This is a genomic window from Sphingomonas sp. BLHR8, assembly GCF_056821725.1.
Genome location: NZ_JBPDIM010000001.1, coordinates 638,192 through 655,693 on the forward strand (window position 1 = coordinate 638,192; position 17,502 = coordinate 655,693).

Consider the following 17,502-nt stretch of genomic DNA (forward strand, 5'->3'; position numbering starts at 1 on the left):
CCTAGTCCGTCACCCTGAACTCGTTTCAGGGTCCACGCGGCGGGGCGGCCTGTGGATGCTGAAACAGATTCAGCATGACGGATATCGAGGGGCTAGGCGTCCGGAACGGGGCGGCCGGTTAGAACGCCAGCGGCCCCTCCAGCTCCTTGACCTGCCACGGCAGCCCGTGCGCGTTGAGCATGTCCATGAACGGGTCGGGATCGAACTGTTCCATGTTGAACACACCCTCGCCGCGCCATTGGCCGGTCTGCATCATCGCCGCCCCGATCATCGCAGGCACGCCGGTGGTGTAGCTGACCGCCTGATTGCCCGTCTCGGCGAACGCGTCCTCATGGTCGCAGATGTTATAGAGGTAGAGCGTCTTCGCTTCCCCATCCTGGCCAACGCCGGTGGCGATCACGCCAATGTTCGTCTTGCCCTTGGTCGTCGCGCCGAGCGACGCAGGTTCGGGCAGCACCGACTTCAGGAATTGCAGCGGCACAATCTCGACGCCGTTGTGCATCACCGGGTCGATCCGGGTCATGCCCACATTCTGCAGCACGGTCAGGTGCTTGATATACTCGTCGCCGAAGGTCATCCAGAAGCGCAGCCGCTTGATCTCGGGCAGGTGCGTCGCGAGGCTCTCAAGTTCCTCGTGGTACATCAGATACATGTTGCGGGTGCCGACACCCTCGAAATCGAACGCCTGCTTGGTCGCCATCGCCGGTGTTTCGACCCACGCCCCGTTTTCGTAGTGCCGCGCCGGCGCGGTCACCTCGCGGATGTTGATCTCGGGGTTGAAGTTGGTCGCGAACGCCTGCCCATGGTCGCCGCCGTTGCAGTCGAGGATGTCGAGCGTGTCGATGCGGCTGAAGTGATGCTTCTTGAGCCAGGTCGTGAACACGCTGGTGACGCCGGGGTCGAACCCCGACCCCAGCAGCGCCATCAGTCCCGCCTGCTTGAAGCGGTCATGATAGGCCCACTGCCACTTATATTCGAACTTCGCTTCGTCGCGCGGCTCGTAGTTGGCGGTGTCGAGGTAATCGGCCGCCGCCGCCAGGCAGGCCTCCATGATGTTGAGGTCCTGATAAGGGAGGGCGAGGTTGACGACGAGCTTGGCGCCGCTCTCGCGGATCAACGCGGTGGTCGCGGCGACGTCGTCCGCGTCGATCTGCGCGGTCGCGATGGTCACTCCGGTGCGCGCCTTCACCGACTCGGCGATGGCATCGCATTTGGACTTGGTGCGGCTGGCAAGCGTGATGTGCGGAAAGATGTCGGCGTTCATCGCCATTTTGTGCACCGCGACCGACCCGACGCCGCCCGCTCCGATCACAAGCACCTTGCTCACCCGCTGCTCCTTCGCTCAAGGCGGACGCTGCGCCGCCGCTTCCGCCGTGCCATAAGGGAAAGAGATGCCGAACCCCACCCCCTTATCCGCCGATCGTCAGCCCACGCGCCAGGGCGTGCTCGACGCTGCGGCCAAGGTCGCCGCGATCCTGCCGCCGACCCCGCTGCTGCCGCTGGAGGTCGAGGGCGTCACGCTCTGGTGCAAGGCGGAGTGCCTCCAACCGATCGGCGCGTTCAAGATCCGCGGCGCCTGGCATCGGCTGACGGATCTGTCTCCGGCGGAGCGCGCACAGGGCGTCGTTGCGTTCTCCAGCGGCAACCATGCGCAAGGGGTGGCGTGGGCGGCGAAGCGGCTGGGTGTGCCCGCCACGATCGTCATGCCGCTCGATGCGCCCGCGAAAAAGGTCGGCAACACGCGCGCGCTCGGGGCAGAGGTGGTGCTTTACGACCGGTACAGCGAATCGCGCGAAGACATCGCCGCCCGCCTTGCCGACGAGCGTGGCGCGACGGTGGTGCCGAGCTTCGACGATGCATGGGTGATCGAAGGGCAGGGCAGCCTCGCGGTCGAGGCGGCGGCACAATTGCAGGCGCTCGCCGGGCGCGCCCCGGCCGAGTGGGTGGCATGTTGCGGCGGCGGCGGGCTGGCGAGCGGCATCGCGCTCGCCTCGCCCGGCGTGGCGCTGACGATTGTCGAGCCGGAGGGCTGGGACGACGCGGGCCGGAGCTTGCTTGCGGGCTACGCGGTGCCCGTCGCCGCCAATCCGCCGCCTACGCTGTGCGATGCCATCCAGACACCGATGATCGCCGACCGCACGCTGGCGGTGCTGAGCGCCGCTGGAGCGCGGGCGGTGACGGTTAGTGAGTCAGAAGTCGAAACCGCGATGCGCTCTGCCTTCGATCGGCTGCGGCTGGTCGTCGAACCGAGCGGCGCCGTGGCACTGGCCGCGGTGCTGGCTGCAAAGGTCGAACCGCGCGAAGGACTATGCCTGACGCTGTCGGGTGGGAATGTCGACGCCGACGTTTACGCGCGGCTGTTGGCCCAGTCCTAGCTCTCGATGGGCGGGACGCTAAGCCGCCTTTCGCATCTCCAGTCGTTCCCAGATTTCGCTCAGCGCGTCGACGAGCTCGCGCATCATCGCTTCGTCGTGGCTCGGGCCGGGGGTGAAACGCAGTCGTTCGGTCCCGCGGGGGACCGTGGGGAAATTGATCGGCTGCACATAGACACCATACTCGGCGAGCAGGATGTCGCTAATCCGCTTGGCGCGCACGGGATCGCCAACCATCAGCGGCACGATATGCGTTTCCGAGGCCATCACCGGCAGCCCCGCGTCCGCCATCATCGCCTTCAACCGCGCCGCCGCTGCCTGTTGCCCCTCGCGCTCGACGCTGGAGGCTTTGAGGTGCCGCACGCTTGCCAGTGCACCGGCGACGAGCACCGGCGACAGCGACGTCGTAAAGATGAAGCCGGGGGCATAGCTGCGCACGACGTCGACGATGACCTGATCAGCGGCGATGTAACCGCCCATGACGCCGATCGCCTTGGCGAGCGTGCCTTCGATGATTGTTACCCGGTCCGCCACGGCGTCGCGATCGGTGATGCCGCCGCCGCGCGGGCCGTACATCCCCACCGCGTGCACCTCGTCGCAATAGGTGAGCGCGCCATATTTGTCGGCGAGGTCGCAAATGGCGTCGATGGGCGCAATGTCACCGTCCATCGAATAGACGCTCTCGAACGCGATCAGCTTAGGCGCGTCGGGGTCCGCCTCCGCCAGCATCTCCTCGAGATGAGCGAGGTCGTTGTGGCGAAACACGCGTTTCTCGCAGCCGGCGCCGCGAATCCCCGCGATCATCGAAGCGTGGTTCAATTCGTCGGAAAAGATGATCAGCCCCGGCAGCACCTTGCCCAGCGTCGACAGCGTCGCTTCGTTAGAGATGTACCCGGAGGTAAACAGCAACGCCGCCTGCTTGCCGTGCAGGTCGGCGAGTTCGGCCTCGAGGTCGAGGTGATAGTGCGTGTTGCCGCCGATATTGCGCGTGCCGCCCGAGCCCGCGCCGACGTCGTGCAGCGCGCCCTCCATCGCCGCGATCACATCCGGATGCTGGCCCATCGAGAGATAATCGTTCGAGCACCAGACGGTGATCGGCTTAGGCCCGTTGTGCCCGGCGAAGCAGCGCGCGTTGGGGAACATCCCCTTGTTGCGCAGGATGTCGATGAAGACGCGATAGCGACCTTCGGCGTGGAGCCGTTCGATCGCGCGCTCGAACTGATGCTGATAGTCCATCGTGCGCAGCCGCATAGCGCCCCGTGACCGCCGATGCGAGCGCGAACGACTCTCAAGAATTACAGGGTTTCGACGCGCTCCAGGCTGAAGCTGCGCAGCGCCGCGGCGAGCGTCGGGGAGACCGCCTCCGTCCCGGTGAACACCGCCCGATCGGGAGCGACGCGCTCCGCGGGGCGGTCGCCGTTGAGTACCTCGCATCGTCGCGCGATCCCGGCGCTCCCGTCGATCAGCGTGACGCTCTGTGGTGCTGCGGCTGCGATTTCGTCCGACAGCAGCGGAAAGTGCGTGCAGGCGAGAACGAGGACGTCGATCGCATCGCCGGCGGGCGCTGCGAACATCGGCGCGATCGCCGCGGCCACGGCGCCGATTTCGGTCGGCTCCCCGCGCAATTTCGCCTCCGCCAGTTCGACCAGTTCTGGCGCACCGTGGCGGACGATGGTGCAGTCGGATGCGAACTCCGCGGCGAGGCGGTCGACATAGGGCTGGCGTACGGTCGCCTGCGTGCCGAGCACGCCGATCACGCGCGTCGTGCTGATCGCCGCGGCGGGCTTGATCGCCGGCACCGTGCCCACGATCGGCAGGTCGAGGGCAGCTCGCACCGCGGGCAGGGCGATGGTGGACGCGGTGTTGCAAGCAATCACGGCGAGGCGCGGGTGGAACCGCTCGACGAGGCGCCCGAGCAGCGCCGGCACACGCGCCGCGATCTCCGCCTCGCTCTTCGTTCCGTAGGGGAAGCCGGCGCGGTCGGCGGCGTAGACCAGCGGCATATCTGGCATCCGCGCGCGGACTTCACGCAGCACCGTCAGCCCACCGACACCGCTGTCGAAGATGAGGATCGGGTCGCTGGGCGTCGGCGTCATGATGACCGCGCGCCTAGCGGGGGAGCGCGTCGCCGGGCAAGCGCGTCACGAGCAGCGCCCCCTTGTGGCGGCTACGTCTGCCGCCTACCGAACAGTCCGCGAACACGTGTGGAGGGGAACAGGGCATGATCGTCTGGACGCCGATCCTGGTCATGATCGCAGCATATCTGCTCGGATCGATACCGTTCGGGCTCCTGCTGGCGCGGCTCGGCGGGGCGGGCGACGTTCGCGCAATCGGGTCAGGGGCGATCGGGGCGACCAATGTGCTGCGCACCGGCCGCAAGGATCTCGCCGCAGCGACGCTGCTGCTCGATCTGATCAAGGGCGGCGTCGCGGTGCTGCTGGCGCTATGGTTCGCGCCCGACGCGGCGCCGGCGGCCGGTGCTCTGGCAGTGCTCGGGCACATCTACCCCGTTTGGCTGCGCTTCCGTGGGGGCAAGGGCGCGGCAACGCTGATGGGCGTCGCGTGGGTGCTCGCGCCAGTCGCCGGGCTCGTCTACGCGGTGCTGTGGGTCGGCACGGTGGCGCTGACCCGTTTTTCGTCGGTCGGCAGCATGGTTGCAGCAGTCAGCCTCCCGGTGACGTTGTGGGCGATTGGGCGGGGCGCGCTCCTACCGGCGGCGATTGCGCTCGCCCTGCTCGTTCTATGGGCGCACCGCTCGAACATCGGCCGGTTGTTCGCGGGGACCGAGCCCAAGGTCGGTCGCGCCAAAGCTCGTCCGCATGAGTGACGTGGCTACGCGCGACCGCCTGCGCCTTGCACGCACCCGGCGCGTTGGACCGGTCACCTACCGCCAGCTCGTGCGCCGCTTCGGCAGTGCTTCGGCGGCGCTCGACGCGTTGCCGCAGCTCGTTCGAAACGCGGGAGGACAGGCTTTTGCTGCCGCGCCCCTCTCGGCGGTCGAGGCCGAGATGGCCCGCGTTGCGGCGTTCGGCGCGCGGCATTTGTTCGTGGACGACCCCGACTACCCGCCACTGCTGCGTCAGCTTGAGAATGCCCCCGCGGTGCTGATCGTCCGCGGGCGGGTGGAGCTGCTGACGCGGCGCATTGTGGCGATCGTGGGCGCGCGCAACGCGTCGGCCGCCGCCTGCCGGTTTGCCCGGCAAATTGCGCAGGAGCTCGGGGAGGCGGGGGTGACCGTCGTCAGCGGGCTTGCTCGCGGCATCGATACCGCAGCACATGTCGGCGCGGCGGAGCGTGGGGACACCGTCGCGGTGATTGGCAGCGGCATCGACATCAGCTTTCCCCCGGAGAATGCGCCGCTGCAACAGCGGCTGGGCGATGAGCAGTTGGTCATCACCGAACAACCGCCCGGAGTGGAGCCGCTCGCGCGCAATTTCCCGCACCGCAACCGCATCATCGCCGGGCTTGCGCTCGGAACGCTGGTGGTCGAGGCGGCACCCCGCTCGGGCTCGCTGCTCACCGCGCGCATGGCGGGCGACGCGGGGCGCGAAGTCATGGCAGTGCCAGGCAGTCCGCTCGACCCGCGCGCGCAAGGATGCAACGGCCTTATCCGCGATGGTGCGACGCTGGTGCAGAGCGCGGAGGACGTGATCGAGGCGTTGGCGCCGATCGATCCCGCGCACTTGCGCCCCCAGGTCGCATCACCGGTTTTCGATTTTGCCGCTGCGCCGGATGAGCTGCTGGAGGAGGCATCGCCGAACAATGCAGCCCAACGTCTGTCGGCGCTCCTCGGACCGGTGGCCGTGTCGGTCGACGAATTGGCCCGGCAGTCCGGGCTTGGCGCGGCGGCGGTCGGCCACATTCTGCTCGATCTGGAACTCGCCGGGCGGGTCGAGCGTCACGCGGGAGGGCGGGTCAGCGCCATCGCTTGACCGCTCGCGACAGCCGCCCAGACTCGCACATAGGCCTGCGCGCGCACGCGTGCGTACGCGGGCAGCACGCAAGCACGAAAGAATAACTGACCCGCCATGCAGCTCGTCATCGTCGAATCGCCCGCCAAGGCGAAGACCATCGAAGGCTATCTCGGCCGCGATTTCCGCGTGCTCGCATCGTACGGGCATGTCCGCGACCTGCCGCCGAAGGACGGTTCGGTGGACCCCGACGCCGACTTTGCGATGAGCTGGGAAACCTATCCCGACAAGGCCAAGCGGCTGAAGGAAATTGCCGATGCTGCCAAGGGGGCCGAGCGGCTGATCCTCGCCACCGACCCCGACCGGGAGGGGGAGGCGATCAGCTGGCACCTGCAGGAAGTGTTGCGCCAGAAAAAGGCGCTGCCATCCAAGGTCGATCGCGTGACCTTCAACGCGATCACCAAGCCCGCGGTGACCGCCGCCATGGCCGCGCCCCGTGCTCTCGATGACGATCTGATCGACGCCTACCGCGCCCGTCGCGCACTCGACTATCTCGTCGGCTTCACGCTGTCGCCCGTGCTGTGGCGAAAGCTGCCGGGTGCAAAATCGGCCGGCCGCGTGCAGTCGGTCGCGCTGCGGCTCATCGTCGACCGTGAGCGCGAGATCGAGGCGTTCCGGGCGCAGGATTACTGGTCGGTCATCGCCCATCTCGAGCATGGCGGAACCGCGTTCGACGCGCGCCTCGTTCAGTTCGAAGGCAAAAAGCTGGAGCGCCTCAGCATCGCCGATGCGGGCACGGCTGAGCGCGCTCGGGCGGCTGTGGTGGCGGCGCGGCTGATGGTGCGCAACGTTCAAACCAAGCCGCTCACGCGCAACCCGCCGCCGCCCTTCACGACGTCGAGCCTGCAACAGGAGGCGGCGCGCAAACTCGGCTTTTCCGCGAGCCACACCATGCGCGTCGCACAGGGGCTCTACGAAGACGGGCTGATCACCTACATGCGGACCGATGGCGTGCAGATGGACGACAGTGCCATCTCCGACGCTCGCCGGGCCATCGCCGAACGCTACCGCGACGGCGGCGCCTACGTTCCCGATAAACCGAGAGTTTACAAGAGCAAGGCGAAGAACGCTCAGGAAGCGCATGAAGCGATCCGGCCGACCGATTTCACGCGCGAGCGTGCCGGCAGCGGCGATCATGCGCGACTGTACGAGCTCGTCTTCAAGCGGGCGCTGGCGAGCCAGATGGCGTCGGCACAGCTTGAGCGAACCAGTGTCGATCTGGTCGACGGCACCGGCCAGCTGGTTCTCCGCGCGACTGGGCAGGTGGTGCGCTTCCCCGGCTACCTCGCCCTCTACGAAGAGGGTCGCGATGAAGCGGCTGCGCCGACGCGCGGCAGCGACGGCGAGGAGGACGACGCTCGTCTTTTGCCTGTGATGCGCGAAGGGGATGCGCCCGCGCTGCGGGGCGCCGACGCGCATCAGCACAGCACCCAGCCGCCCCCGCGCTTCTCCGAAGCCAGCCTCGTCAAGCGGCTGGAGGAGCTCGGAATCGGGCGTCCATCGACTTACGCCTCGATCCTGCAGGTGCTGAAGGATCGTGGTTACGTCCAGCTCGACAAGGGGCGGTTCAAGCCGGAGGAAAGCGGGCGCCTGCTGACGGCGTTTCTCGAGCGTTTCTTCGCGCGCTATGTCGCAGATGACTACACCGCAGCGCTTGAGGAGCAGCTCGACGATGTCTCCGGTGGCCGGGAGAACTGGCTGAAGTTGCTCGAGACTTTCTGGCGCGACTTCAAGCCGCGCACGGCGGAGGTGATGGAGCAGCGGCCGAGCGACGTCACCGCAGCGCTCGACGAATTTCTCGGACCGTGGCTGTTTCCCGACAAAGGCGACGGCAGCGATCCGCGGCTCTGCCCAAAGTGCGGGGACGGACGCCTGGCTTTGCGAGGCGGCCGTTTCGGCAGTTTCGTCGCCTGTTCCAACTATCCCGAATGCAGCTTCACTCGGCGGTTCGGTCAGGGCGATGGCGAGGGGGGCGGCGAGGATGAGGTGTTGGGCCAAGACCCGGCTACGGGGCTCGACGTCACCCGGAAGAATGGCCGGTTCGGCGCTTACGTCCAGCTTGGCGAGGGCAAGGATGCGAAGCGGAGTTCCATCCCCGCGGATGTGGCCGGATCGCTCGACCTTGAGCTGGCGCTACGCCTGCTGGCACTGCCACGCGAGGTTGGGCGACATCCTGAAACCAGCGAGCTCATCCAGGCCGGTCTCGGCCGGTACGGGCCCTATCTCCTGCACGCGGGCAAATATACGAAGCTTGAGTCGACGCAGGACGCGCTTGAGATCGGGATGAACGCGGCGGTGACCCGGATCGCAGAAGGTAACGCTCGCGGCGGGCGCCCGGCAAGGCCGGCCGGCAAGGAGCTCGGCGCGCACCCGGTATCGGGCGCGACGATCAAATTGCTCGATGGGCGTTTCGGCCCGTACGTCAGCGACGGGACCACGCATGCGACTTTGCCAAAGAGCGCTGACAAGGATGCGGTGACGCTGGAGGAGGCCGCATCGCTGATCGACGCCAAGCTGGCCAAAGGCCCCGCGCCGAAGAAGGGCCGAAAGCCCGCTACCAAGAAGCCTGTTACGAAAAAGGGTGCAGCGACCGGTCGCGCGAAGAAAACGCCGGCCAAGAAGGCGAGCTCGCCGACAGCAGATGCGGATGGCGACGACAGCTGACGTCGCCGTCCGAGCCGCGATTACTCCACCCAGTCGAGGCCGATGTCACGGTAGAGCGCCCTGTCCTCATCCCAATCGGGCTTCACCTTGACGTGAAGGTAGAGGTGGCACGGGTGCCCTAGCTGCTCCGCGATCTCCGTCCTCGCGGCGGTGCCGATCGCGCGGATGCGCGAGCCGCCTTTGCCGAGCACGATCGCCTTCTGACTGTCGCGCGCGACCAAAACCTGCTGATGGATCTCGATGCTCCCATCCGGGCGCGTCGTGAATTTTTCCGTCTCGACGGCGCTGTCGTGGGGCAGCTCGGCGCGAAGCTGACGGAAGAGCTGCTCTCGAGTGATTTCCGCCGCCAGCAATCGCTCGCTGACGTCGCTCACCTCGTCGGCGGGAAAGTGCCAGGGTTGCGGCGGCATGCGGGTCGCGAGATGGGCTTTGAAATCGGCCACGCCGTCGCCGCTCGCTGCCGCGACGAAGAACAGTTCGTCGAACGCGAGCCGCGCGTTGATGTCGCTTGCAAGCGCCAGAAGCGCGTCCTTGCGTGCCAGGTCGACCTTGTTGATGACCAGCAGCTTCGGTTCGCGTCGCTGCGACAGGGTGTCGAGTACGGCGCTCGCCTTGGCATCGAGCCCGCGCGCCGCGTCGACGACGAACAGCAGCGCATCCGCGCCTTCGGCGCTGCCCCACGCCGCCGCGACCATGGCGCGCTCCAACCTTCGCCGCGGGGCCATGATCCCGGGCGTGTCGGTCAAGACGATCTGCGCGCCACCCTCGATCGCCACGCCGATCACCCGCGTGCGCGTGGTTTGCGGCGTGGCGCTGGTGATCGCGACCTTCTGCCCGACAAGGGCGTTTACAAGCGTCGACTTGCCCGCATTGGGCGCGCCGAGCACTGCGACAAAGCCACAGCGTTGCTGGTAGACGGCGGACGGGTCGGTTTCGGTCATAACGATCCTTCAAGCTCGGCAAGGCGGGCGGCGGCAGCACGCGTCTCGGCTTCACCCTTGCTGCTCCCCTCGCCGATCGCCTCGCCCCCTGCGACGTTCACGCTGACGGTGAAGCGGGGGGCGTGGTCGGGCCCTGACCGATTGAGCAAGCGATATTCGGGGGGTTTGCGTTTAGCGCGGGCTGCCCATTCCAGCAGTGCCGCCTTGGGGTGCTTGCTGGCGCCCGCCGGGGCCTCGAAGTGCCGGTCCCAGGCTTGCAGGACAAACGCCTGCGCCACAGCGATGCCCCCGTCGATGTAAAGCGCGCCAATCAAGGCCTCCACCACATCGCCGAGAATGTTGTCGCTATCCCGGCCGCCATCGTCATGCGCCTGCCGTCCGAGCCGGATCAGCGGCGCAATGCCGAGCTCGCGGGCGACCTCTGCACAGCGCTGGCGACTGACCAGCGAGTTGAGACGAAGTGACAGCATGCCTTCGGGCTCGCCCGGAAAGCGGCGGAACAGCGCGTCCGCGACCACCAGACCGAGCACGCGATCGCCCAGAAATTCCAGCCGCTCGTAAGTCGCGCTGTCGTTTCGTCTCTGCAAATGGCTGCCGTGGGTGAGCGCCGCGACGAACAGCGACGGGTCCGTCGGCTGATGGCCGAGCGCCCGCGTCAGCGCGGCAAGGTCCGCAGCTTCGCTCAAAAGCCTTCTCCGATGCGGTCCGCACGGGTCGCGGTGAACCACGTCCAGGGTTTGTACCAGATGGCGGAGCCGTCGGTTGAAAAGACGGTCACGAGCGCGCGACCGACCAGGCGGTCTTGCGGCACGACTCCCACCCCGGCGCCCGCCGCGGCGGGAAAGCGGCTGTCGTAGCTCCGGTCCCGGTTGTCGCCCATGACGAACATGTGGCCGGGCGGCACTTGATAGACCCCGGTGAAGTCCGCATCGGTGTCGACCAGATCCAGCACCTCATATCGCCGACCTTTGGGCAACTGCTCTTCAACCTGGGGGTAGCGACATTCCCGTCCCCCATTTGCCGCCGCCTCCTCGAACCGCGGCAGGAAACAGGGCGGCTCGCCCCGGCCGAGCATGTTGGGCGATACAGGGATGATGAAATCTGCAACGCGGCGGCGAGCGACCGCCTGTCCGTTAAGGATCAGTTGACCATCAACGACCTGCACCGTGTCACCCGGCAACCCGATCACTCGCTTTACATAGTCCGTACCGTCGATCGGGTGTTTGAAGACGACAACGTCGCCGCGCTCCGGCTGGCGATGAAATATGCGTCCGGGAATGAGCGGCCAGTTGTAGGGCACGCTGTATCGGGACCAGCCATAGCGCGTCTTGTCGACGATCAGGAAGTCGCCGACCCACAGCCGCGGCTGCATCGATTCCGACGGGATGTTGAACGTCGACACCACGAAAATGCGAATGGCCAGAACCACCAGGCCGAACCGCACGAGGAACAGCAGCATCGATCGCAGGTCCGATGGCGCTTCGCCGCGCCGCCGGGGCGTGGGCAAACTGTGCGCTTCGAGCGCGGAGGGCGGGCCATCTGCCATGCCGCGCCATGGTGCGGGTGCTCCCGCGCCGTCAAGCGCTCTGGTCGATGATTGCTCGCCGCCAGGGATGACAGTAACGCCCGAAACAGCCTCAAGGAATGAACATGAACGAAGAGCATCCTGGCTGGGCGCGCATCGCCTCGCTGGCGAACCGCCCGCCATTATCGACGCTGGTGCAGGACCGCGAACGCAACGCCACACTTGTGCGAACGCTGGCGGGGATCCGCTTCGACTGGACCCGCACGCATTTCGACGCCGAGGTGATCGGGGGGTTTCTCGCATTGGCCGAGGAACGCGGATTTGATGCGCAGCGCCGCGCGCTGTTCGCGGGCGACATCGTCAATCGGTCGGAGGGCCGCCCGGCCGAGCACACGGCGGAGCGTGGGCTTGGCTCGGACGAGGCTGTCGCGCTGGCCACGCTGCTTCACCAGCGGATGCGCGCTCTTGTTGAAGCCATCCGCGGCGGCCTGTTCGGCCCGGTGCGCTCGTTGCTGCACATCGGCATCGGCGGCTCGGCGCTCGGCCCGGCCCTGCTGATCGATGCGTTGGGCCGCGACGATGCGAGCGTGGACGTGCGAGTGGTCAGCAATGTCGATGGCGCGGCGTTGACCGAGGCGACGCGCGACCTCGATCCGCGCACCACCATGGTCGCAATCGCCTCGAAAACCTTCACCACGGCGGAGACCATGCTTAATGCTGCGTCGGCGATCGACTGGCTGCGCGAGGGCGGGGTGGAGGATCCGCTGTCCCGCGTTGTCGCGTTGACCGCTTCGCCCGACAAGGCGGTGGAGTTCGGCGTCGACGACACCCGTATTCTCCCGTTCGCACAGACCGTCGGCGGCCGATATTCGATCTGGTCGTCAATCGGCTTTCCGGTGGCGCTGGCGCTGGGGTGGGATCGTTTCGAGGAGCTGCTCGCCGGGGGGCGGTGCGTCGATGAACATTTCCGCGACGCTCGGGCAGCGGAGAATGTCCCCCTCTACGCCGCCTTTGTCGACCTGTTCTATTCGCAAGTCGTCCGCGCCGAGACGCGTGCGGTGTTCGCCTATGACGAACGGTTGCGGTTGTTGCCACCCTATCTCCAGCAACTGGAGATGGAATCGAATGGCAAGTCGGTCCGCGCGGATGGCTCGCCGCTTGGACGACCAAGCGCTCCGATCACCTGGGGCGGGGTCGGGACCGACGCACAACATGCCGTGTTTCAGTTGCTGCATCAGGGCACGCACGTCGTTCCCGTGGAGTTCGTCGCGGTGATCGAACCGGGCCACGACCTCGACGAAGCCCATCACCGCGCCCTGCTGGGCAACGCAATCGCGCAAGGCGCCGCGCTTGCGGAGGGGCGCGCCGCCGCGGACGGCAACGTCACCCATCCCGGCAACCGCCCTTCGACGACGATCCTGCTGGAGACGCTGGACGCAAGGACGTTGGGTGCCTTGATCGCCTTCTACGAGCACCGCACTTACGCCCATGCGGTCCTTCTCGGGATCAATCCGTTCGATCAGCATGGCGTGGAATTGGGTAAGGAAATGGCGAAGCGTTTTGACGATCCGGAGGCGGAGGCCGCCGACCCCGCGAGCGCCGCGCTGCTCGAGGCCGTGTTTGGCGGAGCCGCAGCATGAGCGAGTTTGATTTCGACTTCTTCGTCATCGGCGGCGGGTCGGGCGGGGTGCGCGCCGCTCGCATCGCAGCCGGCCACGGCGCGCGCGTAGCCGTCGCGGAAGAATATCGCGTCGGCGGCACCTGCGTCATCCGTGGCTGCGTGCCCAAGAAGATGCTAGCATATGCTGCGAGCTTCTCGCACGAACTCGCTGATGCGGCGGCGTTTGGTTGGACGGTGGAGGCAGCGCGTTTCGATTGGCCGAGTCTCCGCGACGCCGTTCAGAACGATGTTACCCGGCTCGAAGGTCTCTACCGCCAGGCGCTCGTCAACGCGGGCGTGAAGCTGTTCGAGGCGCGCGCGACCCTGCTCGGTGATCATCGCATCGCGCTTTCGTCGGGATCGACCGTCACCGCTCGCCATATTCTGATCGCCGTGGGCGGGTGGCCCGATGTTCCGGACGTTCCAGGCAAAGAATTCGGCATCACTTCGAACGAAGCTTTTCACCTGCCCGAATTGCCGCGCCGGATCGCCATCGTTGGCGGCGGCTATATCGCGAACGAATTTGCGGGAATATTCAACGCGTTCGGGTCAGAAGTGACGGTCGTCAACCGGTCCGACACGATCTTGAGAGGTTATGACCAGTCAATCCGTGATCGTCTGCTTCAGCTCGCAATGGCCCGCGGAATTCAGTTTCGACTAAACGCGCCGTTGGAGACAATTGAGCAGAAGGGCGACGCTTTGTCGGTACGCACAGGCGGGCGAACCCAGCCCCTCGATGCGGATGTGGTCATGTTCGCCGCCGGGCGCCGGCCGAACGTCGCAGGACTGGGGCTCGAGGCGGCGGGCGTCGCGCTCAACGATGCGGGGGCCATCGCTGTCGACCGTTTCAGCAAGACCAGCGTCGATCATATCTATGCGGTCGGCGACGTGACCGATCGGGTGCAGCTCACCCCCATCGCCATTCGCGAAGGGCACGCGGTCGCGGACACGCTCTTTGGTCATGGACCGCGCGCCATCGACCACGACCTGATCCCGATGGCTGTCTTTTCGCAGCCGCCGCTCGCGTCGGTCGGCCTCACTGAAGCGGAAGCGCGCAACCGCTATGGCACGGTGCATATCTATACGAGCGAATTCCGGCCGATGAAGGCGGTGCTGGCCGGGCATGAGGAGCGCGCGCTCTACAAGATGGTGGTCGACGCCGCTTCCGATCAGGTGCTGGGGCTACACATGATCGGACCGGAGACGCCCGAGATTCTCCAGGCCGCGGCGATCGCAGTGCAGGCGAAGCTGACGAAGGCGCAGTTCGACCAGACCGTGGCGCTTCACCCGAGCATGGCGGAAGAGCTCGTGCTGATGCGCTGACCGGCTCGGGGTTGACCCCCGGCTCCCGCCGTGCCGTAGGGAACGGCGGAACGTTGGGAGTGAAAGTGCATGTCGGCAAACATCGCCGAACTCGAGGCGCGTCGCGCGGCGGCCAAGGCGGGCGGTGGACCGCGCCGCATCGACGCCCAGCACGCCAAGGGGCGGCTGACCGCGCGCGAACGGCTCGACGTGCTGCTGGACGAGGGGTCGTTCGAGGAGCTCGACATGTATGTCGAGCATAATTGCACCGACTTTGGCATGGAGCGGACGAAGATACCTGGCGACGGCGTCGTCACCGGATCGGGCACCATCAACGGACGGCTGGTGTTCGTCTTCAGCCAGGATTTTACCGTCTTCGGCGGATCGCTGTCCGAACGTCACGCGCAGAAGATCTGCAAGGTTATGGACATGGCGATGAAGGTCGGCGCGCCGGTCATTGGCCTCAACGACAGCGGCGGCGCGCGCATTCAGGAAGGCGTTGCCTCACTTGGCGGTTATGCTGAGGTGTTCCAACGTAACGTCCTGGCAAGCGGCGTTATTCCGCAGATTTCGCTGATCATGGGACCCTGCGCCGGCGGCGCGGTCTATTCGCCGGCGATGACCGACTTCATCTTCATGGTGAAGGATTCGAGCTACATGTTCGTCACCGGTCCCGACGTCGTCAAAACGGTGACGAACGAGGTTGTGACGCAGGAGGAGTTGGGCGGTGCCGTCACGCACACCACGCGCTCGAGCGTTGCCGACGTGGCTTACGACAACGATATCGAGGCGCTGCTCGCCGCACGCGACTTCATCGATTTTCTGCCCGCGTCGAACCGGTCGGAGCTGCCTGAGTGGCCGTCGAGCGATCCGTGGGACCGTGTTGACGACAGTCTCGACACGCTGATCCCGCCGAGCGCCAATCAGCCCTACGACATGCACGAACTGATCGTGAAGGTGGTCGACGAAGGCGATTTCTTCGAGGTGCAGCCCGCCCACGCCGGCAACATCATCTGCGGGTTTGGGCGCATCGAAGGGCGCACGGTAGGTATCGTCGCCAATCAGCCAATGGTGCTCGCGGGCGTGCTCGACATCAATTCGAGCAAGAAGGCGGCGCGTTTCGTCCGCTTCTGCGACGCGTTCGAGATTCCGATCGTGACGTTGGTCGACGTGCCCGGCTTCCTTCCCGGCAGTGCGCAGGAGCACAATGGCATCATCAAGCACGGCGCCAAGCTGCTGTTTGCCTATGCCGAAGCGACCGTGCCCAAAATTACCGTCATCACCCGCAAGGCCTATGGTGGCGCCTATGACGTCATGGCGTCGAAGCACCTTCGTGGCGACCTCAACTACGCTTGGCCCACCGCTGAGATCGCGGTCATGGGTGCCAAGGGCGCGGTCGAGATCATCTTTCGCGGCATGAGCGCCGAGGAACAGGCGGAGAAGACGCGCGAATATGAAGCCCGCTTCGCCAACCCCTTCGTCGCCGCCTCCCGCGGCTACATCGACGAAGTGATCTACCCCCACTCCACCCGCCGCCGCATCGCGCTCGGCCTACGCAAGCTGCGGGGGAAGGCGCTCGAAAACCCGTGGAAGAAGCACGACAACATCCCGTTGTGAGTGTTCCTCCGGCCTTTTGCTTTTTGATGGCAGCGTTGTTTGCGGCACTTTCGCTAAACTTCTGGCGTGGGCGAAAGACCGGATATGTCGGAATTGGGATTGGCGGGGCGAGAAAGTCTGCCAACCCGACCATTTTCAAGTTCGTGATGGGCCTAACCCTTGTGGGAGCGCTTTACATGGGCGCGCTATCGCTGATTTGTTTTTGGAGAAGCCTGTGAAACTCGGACGCCTCAATCACGTCGGCGTCGCGACGCCTTCGATCGCTGACAGCATCTCCCATTACCGTGATGTCATGGGCGCGACGGAGATCGGTGAGCCGTTCGACCTGCCCGAGCAGGGGGTGAAGGTCTGCTTCATCGACACCCCCGGGGCGGGCGGCGGCGCAGGGACGCAGATCGAACTGATCGAGCCGCTCCCCGGCAACGCGACGATCGCGGGGTTTCTCGAGAAGAACCCCGACGGCGGGCAGCATCACCTCTGTTACGAGGTCTCCGACATTGCCGAGGCGCGCGCGTGGTTTGAGGGGCTGGGCAAGCGCATCCTCGGGCCGACGCGGATTGGGGCGCATGGGACGCCGATCTTCTTCGTGCACCCCAAGGACTGCCAGGGCATCCTCACGGAGATCATGGAGACGCCAAAGGTCGGCCACGGGAGCCACGCATGAGCTACGAAACGATCCGCTTCGAAACCGGCGATGACGGCGTCGCCGTGCTGACGCTGAACCGGCCCGAGCGGCTGAATGCCGCGCCGCCACAGATGTTCGACGAGATCGGCGCGGTGCTCGACGACGGGCTCGCGGGGGCGCGCGCGCTGGTGATCCGTGGCGAGGGGCGGGCCTTTTGCTCCGGCGCCGACCTTGCGGCGCGGGGGGAGCGCACCGTCAGCGGCGGGGAAGGCGCCTATCAGGCGCTCACCACCAGCTACAACCCGACGATGATCAAGCTCTCGAAGCTTGGCGTGCCGACCGTCGCGGCGGTCAATGGGCCAGCGGCGGGGGTCGGGTGCAGCCTGGCGCTCGCCTGCGATTTCGTCGTCGCGGGGGAGGGCGCCTATTTCCTGCAGGCGTTCGTCAACATCGGGTTGGTGCCCGACGGCGGCGCATCGTGGATGCTCACCCGCCTCGTCGGCAAGGCGCGTGCGACCGAGATGATGCTGCTGGGCGAGCGCATCCACGGGCCCAAAGCGGCCGACTGGGGGCTTATCCACAAATGCGTCCCCGACGATGCGGTCCACGCTGAGGCGATGGCGTTGGCGGAGCGGCTCGCACGCGGGCCGACGCTGGCGATCGGGCTGATGCGTCAGGGGCTGACCGCCGCGCTCGAGAGCGATTATGCGAGCGCACTCAACGCGGAGGCCGACAACCAGCGCATAGCCGGCGACAGCGCAGACGCCATGGAGGGCGCGATGGCCTTCCTCCAGAAACGCACTCCGAGCTTCGAGGGCCGCTGAT

15 protein-coding genes are annotated in these 17,502 nt (G+C 66.4%); 9 read left to right on the forward strand and 6 right to left on the reverse strand.

The features are described 5' to 3' along the window. Positions 1 to 118: 118 nt before the first annotated feature. Positions 119 to 1,327: a saccharopine dehydrogenase family protein gene (locus ACRYJK_RS03230; RefSeq protein WP_482666145.1), complete on the reverse strand. Its 1,209-nt coding sequence runs from the start codon at positions 1,325 to 1,327 to the stop codon at positions 119 to 121. A 64-nt stretch (positions 1,328 to 1,391) separates the two neighbouring features. On the opposite strand from ACRYJK_RS03230, the gene ACRYJK_RS03235 reads away from it, so the two are divergent. After that, positions 1,392 to 2,375: a threonine ammonia-lyase gene (locus ACRYJK_RS03235; RefSeq protein ID WP_482666146.1), complete on the forward strand. Its 984-nt coding sequence runs from the start codon at positions 1,392 to 1,394 to the stop codon at positions 2,373 to 2,375. An 18-nt stretch (positions 2,376 to 2,393) separates the two neighbouring features. Here ACRYJK_RS03235 and hemA read toward each other — a convergent pair whose 3' ends face one another. Beyond that, on the reverse strand, positions 2,394 to 3,608 hold the full coding sequence (gene hemA / locus ACRYJK_RS03240) for a 5-aminolevulinate synthase (RefSeq protein ID WP_482667386.1): 1,215 nt from the start codon (positions 3,606 to 3,608) through the stop codon (positions 2,394 to 2,396). A gap of 59 nt (positions 3,609 to 3,667) precedes the next feature. Then, entirely contained in the window at positions 3,668 to 4,468 is an 801-nt protein-coding gene (murI, locus tag ACRYJK_RS03245; RefSeq protein WP_482666147.1) for a glutamate racemase, read from the reverse strand. A 125-nt stretch (positions 4,469 to 4,593) separates the two neighbouring features. Between murI and plsY the strand changes: the two genes are divergently transcribed. The 3 genes from plsY (at position 4,594) to topA (ending at position 9,007) form a co-directional block, all read left to right on the forward strand. Further along, positions 4,594 to 5,199, forward strand: a complete 606-nt coding sequence (gene plsY, locus ACRYJK_RS03250) for a glycerol-3-phosphate 1-O-acyltransferase PlsY (RefSeq protein WP_482666148.1) — start codon at positions 4,594 to 4,596, stop codon at positions 5,197 to 5,199. Then, positions 5,192 to 6,304, forward strand: a complete 1,113-nt coding sequence (gene dprA / locus ACRYJK_RS03255) for a DNA-processing protein DprA (protein ID WP_482666149.1) — start codon at positions 5,192 to 5,194, stop codon at positions 6,302 to 6,304. Before plsY ends, dprA begins: the two co-directional genes overlap by 8 nt. Positions 6,305 to 6,400: 96 nt before the next feature. Continuing rightward, positions 6,401 to 9,007 carry a type I DNA topoisomerase gene (gene topA, locus ACRYJK_RS03260; protein ID WP_482666150.1) on the forward strand — a complete coding sequence of 869 codons (2,607 nt, stop codon included), beginning with the start codon at positions 6,401 to 6,403 and terminating at the stop codon, positions 9,005 to 9,007. Positions 9,008 to 9,027: 20 nt separating this feature from the next. Here topA and era read toward each other — a convergent pair whose 3' ends face one another. Genes era through lepB form a run of 3 tightly spaced genes read right to left on the reverse strand, consistent with a single transcriptional unit; the run spans position 9,028 to position 11,494 of the window. After that, positions 9,028 to 9,948: a GTPase Era gene (gene era / locus ACRYJK_RS03265; protein ID WP_482666151.1), complete on the reverse strand. Its 921-nt coding sequence runs from the start codon at positions 9,946 to 9,948 to the stop codon at positions 9,028 to 9,030. Further along, entirely contained in the window at positions 9,945 to 10,634 is a 690-nt protein-coding gene (gene rnc, locus ACRYJK_RS03270; protein WP_482666152.1) for a ribonuclease III, read from the reverse strand. Before rnc ends, era begins: the two co-directional genes overlap by 4 nt. Then, positions 10,631 to 11,494, reverse strand: coding sequence for a signal peptidase I (gene lepB / locus ACRYJK_RS03275; protein WP_482666153.1), 864 nt, complete (start codon positions 11,492 to 11,494; stop codon positions 10,631 to 10,633). The genes rnc and lepB overlap by 4 nt, the downstream gene beginning before the upstream one ends. A 98-nt stretch (positions 11,495 to 11,592) precedes the next feature. On the opposite strand from lepB, the gene pgi reads away from it, so the two are divergent. The 5 genes from pgi (at position 11,593) to ACRYJK_RS03300 (ending at position 17,501) form a co-directional block, all read left to right on the forward strand. Next, positions 11,593 to 13,113 carry a glucose-6-phosphate isomerase gene (pgi, locus tag ACRYJK_RS03280; RefSeq protein WP_482666154.1) on the forward strand — a complete coding sequence of 507 codons (1,521 nt, stop codon included), beginning with the start codon at positions 11,593 to 11,595 and terminating at the stop codon, positions 13,111 to 13,113. Then, entirely contained in the window at positions 13,110 to 14,456 is a 1,347-nt protein-coding gene (gene gor / locus ACRYJK_RS03285; RefSeq protein WP_482666155.1) for a glutathione-disulfide reductase, read from the forward strand. The genes pgi and gor overlap by 4 nt, the downstream gene beginning before the upstream one ends. A gap of 69 nt (positions 14,457 to 14,525) precedes the next feature. Beyond that, positions 14,526 to 16,052, forward strand: a complete 1,527-nt coding sequence (locus tag ACRYJK_RS03290) for an acyl-CoA carboxylase subunit beta (protein ID WP_482666156.1) — start codon at positions 14,526 to 14,528, stop codon at positions 16,050 to 16,052. A gap of 214 nt (positions 16,053 to 16,266) precedes the next feature. Then, entirely contained in the window at positions 16,267 to 16,716 is a 450-nt protein-coding gene (gene mce / locus ACRYJK_RS03295) for a methylmalonyl-CoA epimerase (RefSeq protein WP_482666157.1), read from the forward strand. After that, positions 16,713 to 17,501: an enoyl-CoA hydratase-related protein gene (locus ACRYJK_RS03300; RefSeq protein WP_482666158.1), complete on the forward strand. Its 789-nt coding sequence runs from the start codon at positions 16,713 to 16,715 to the stop codon at positions 17,499 to 17,501. The genes mce and ACRYJK_RS03300 overlap by 4 nt, the downstream gene beginning before the upstream one ends. The last annotated feature ends 1 nt before the right edge of the window (position 17,502 follow it).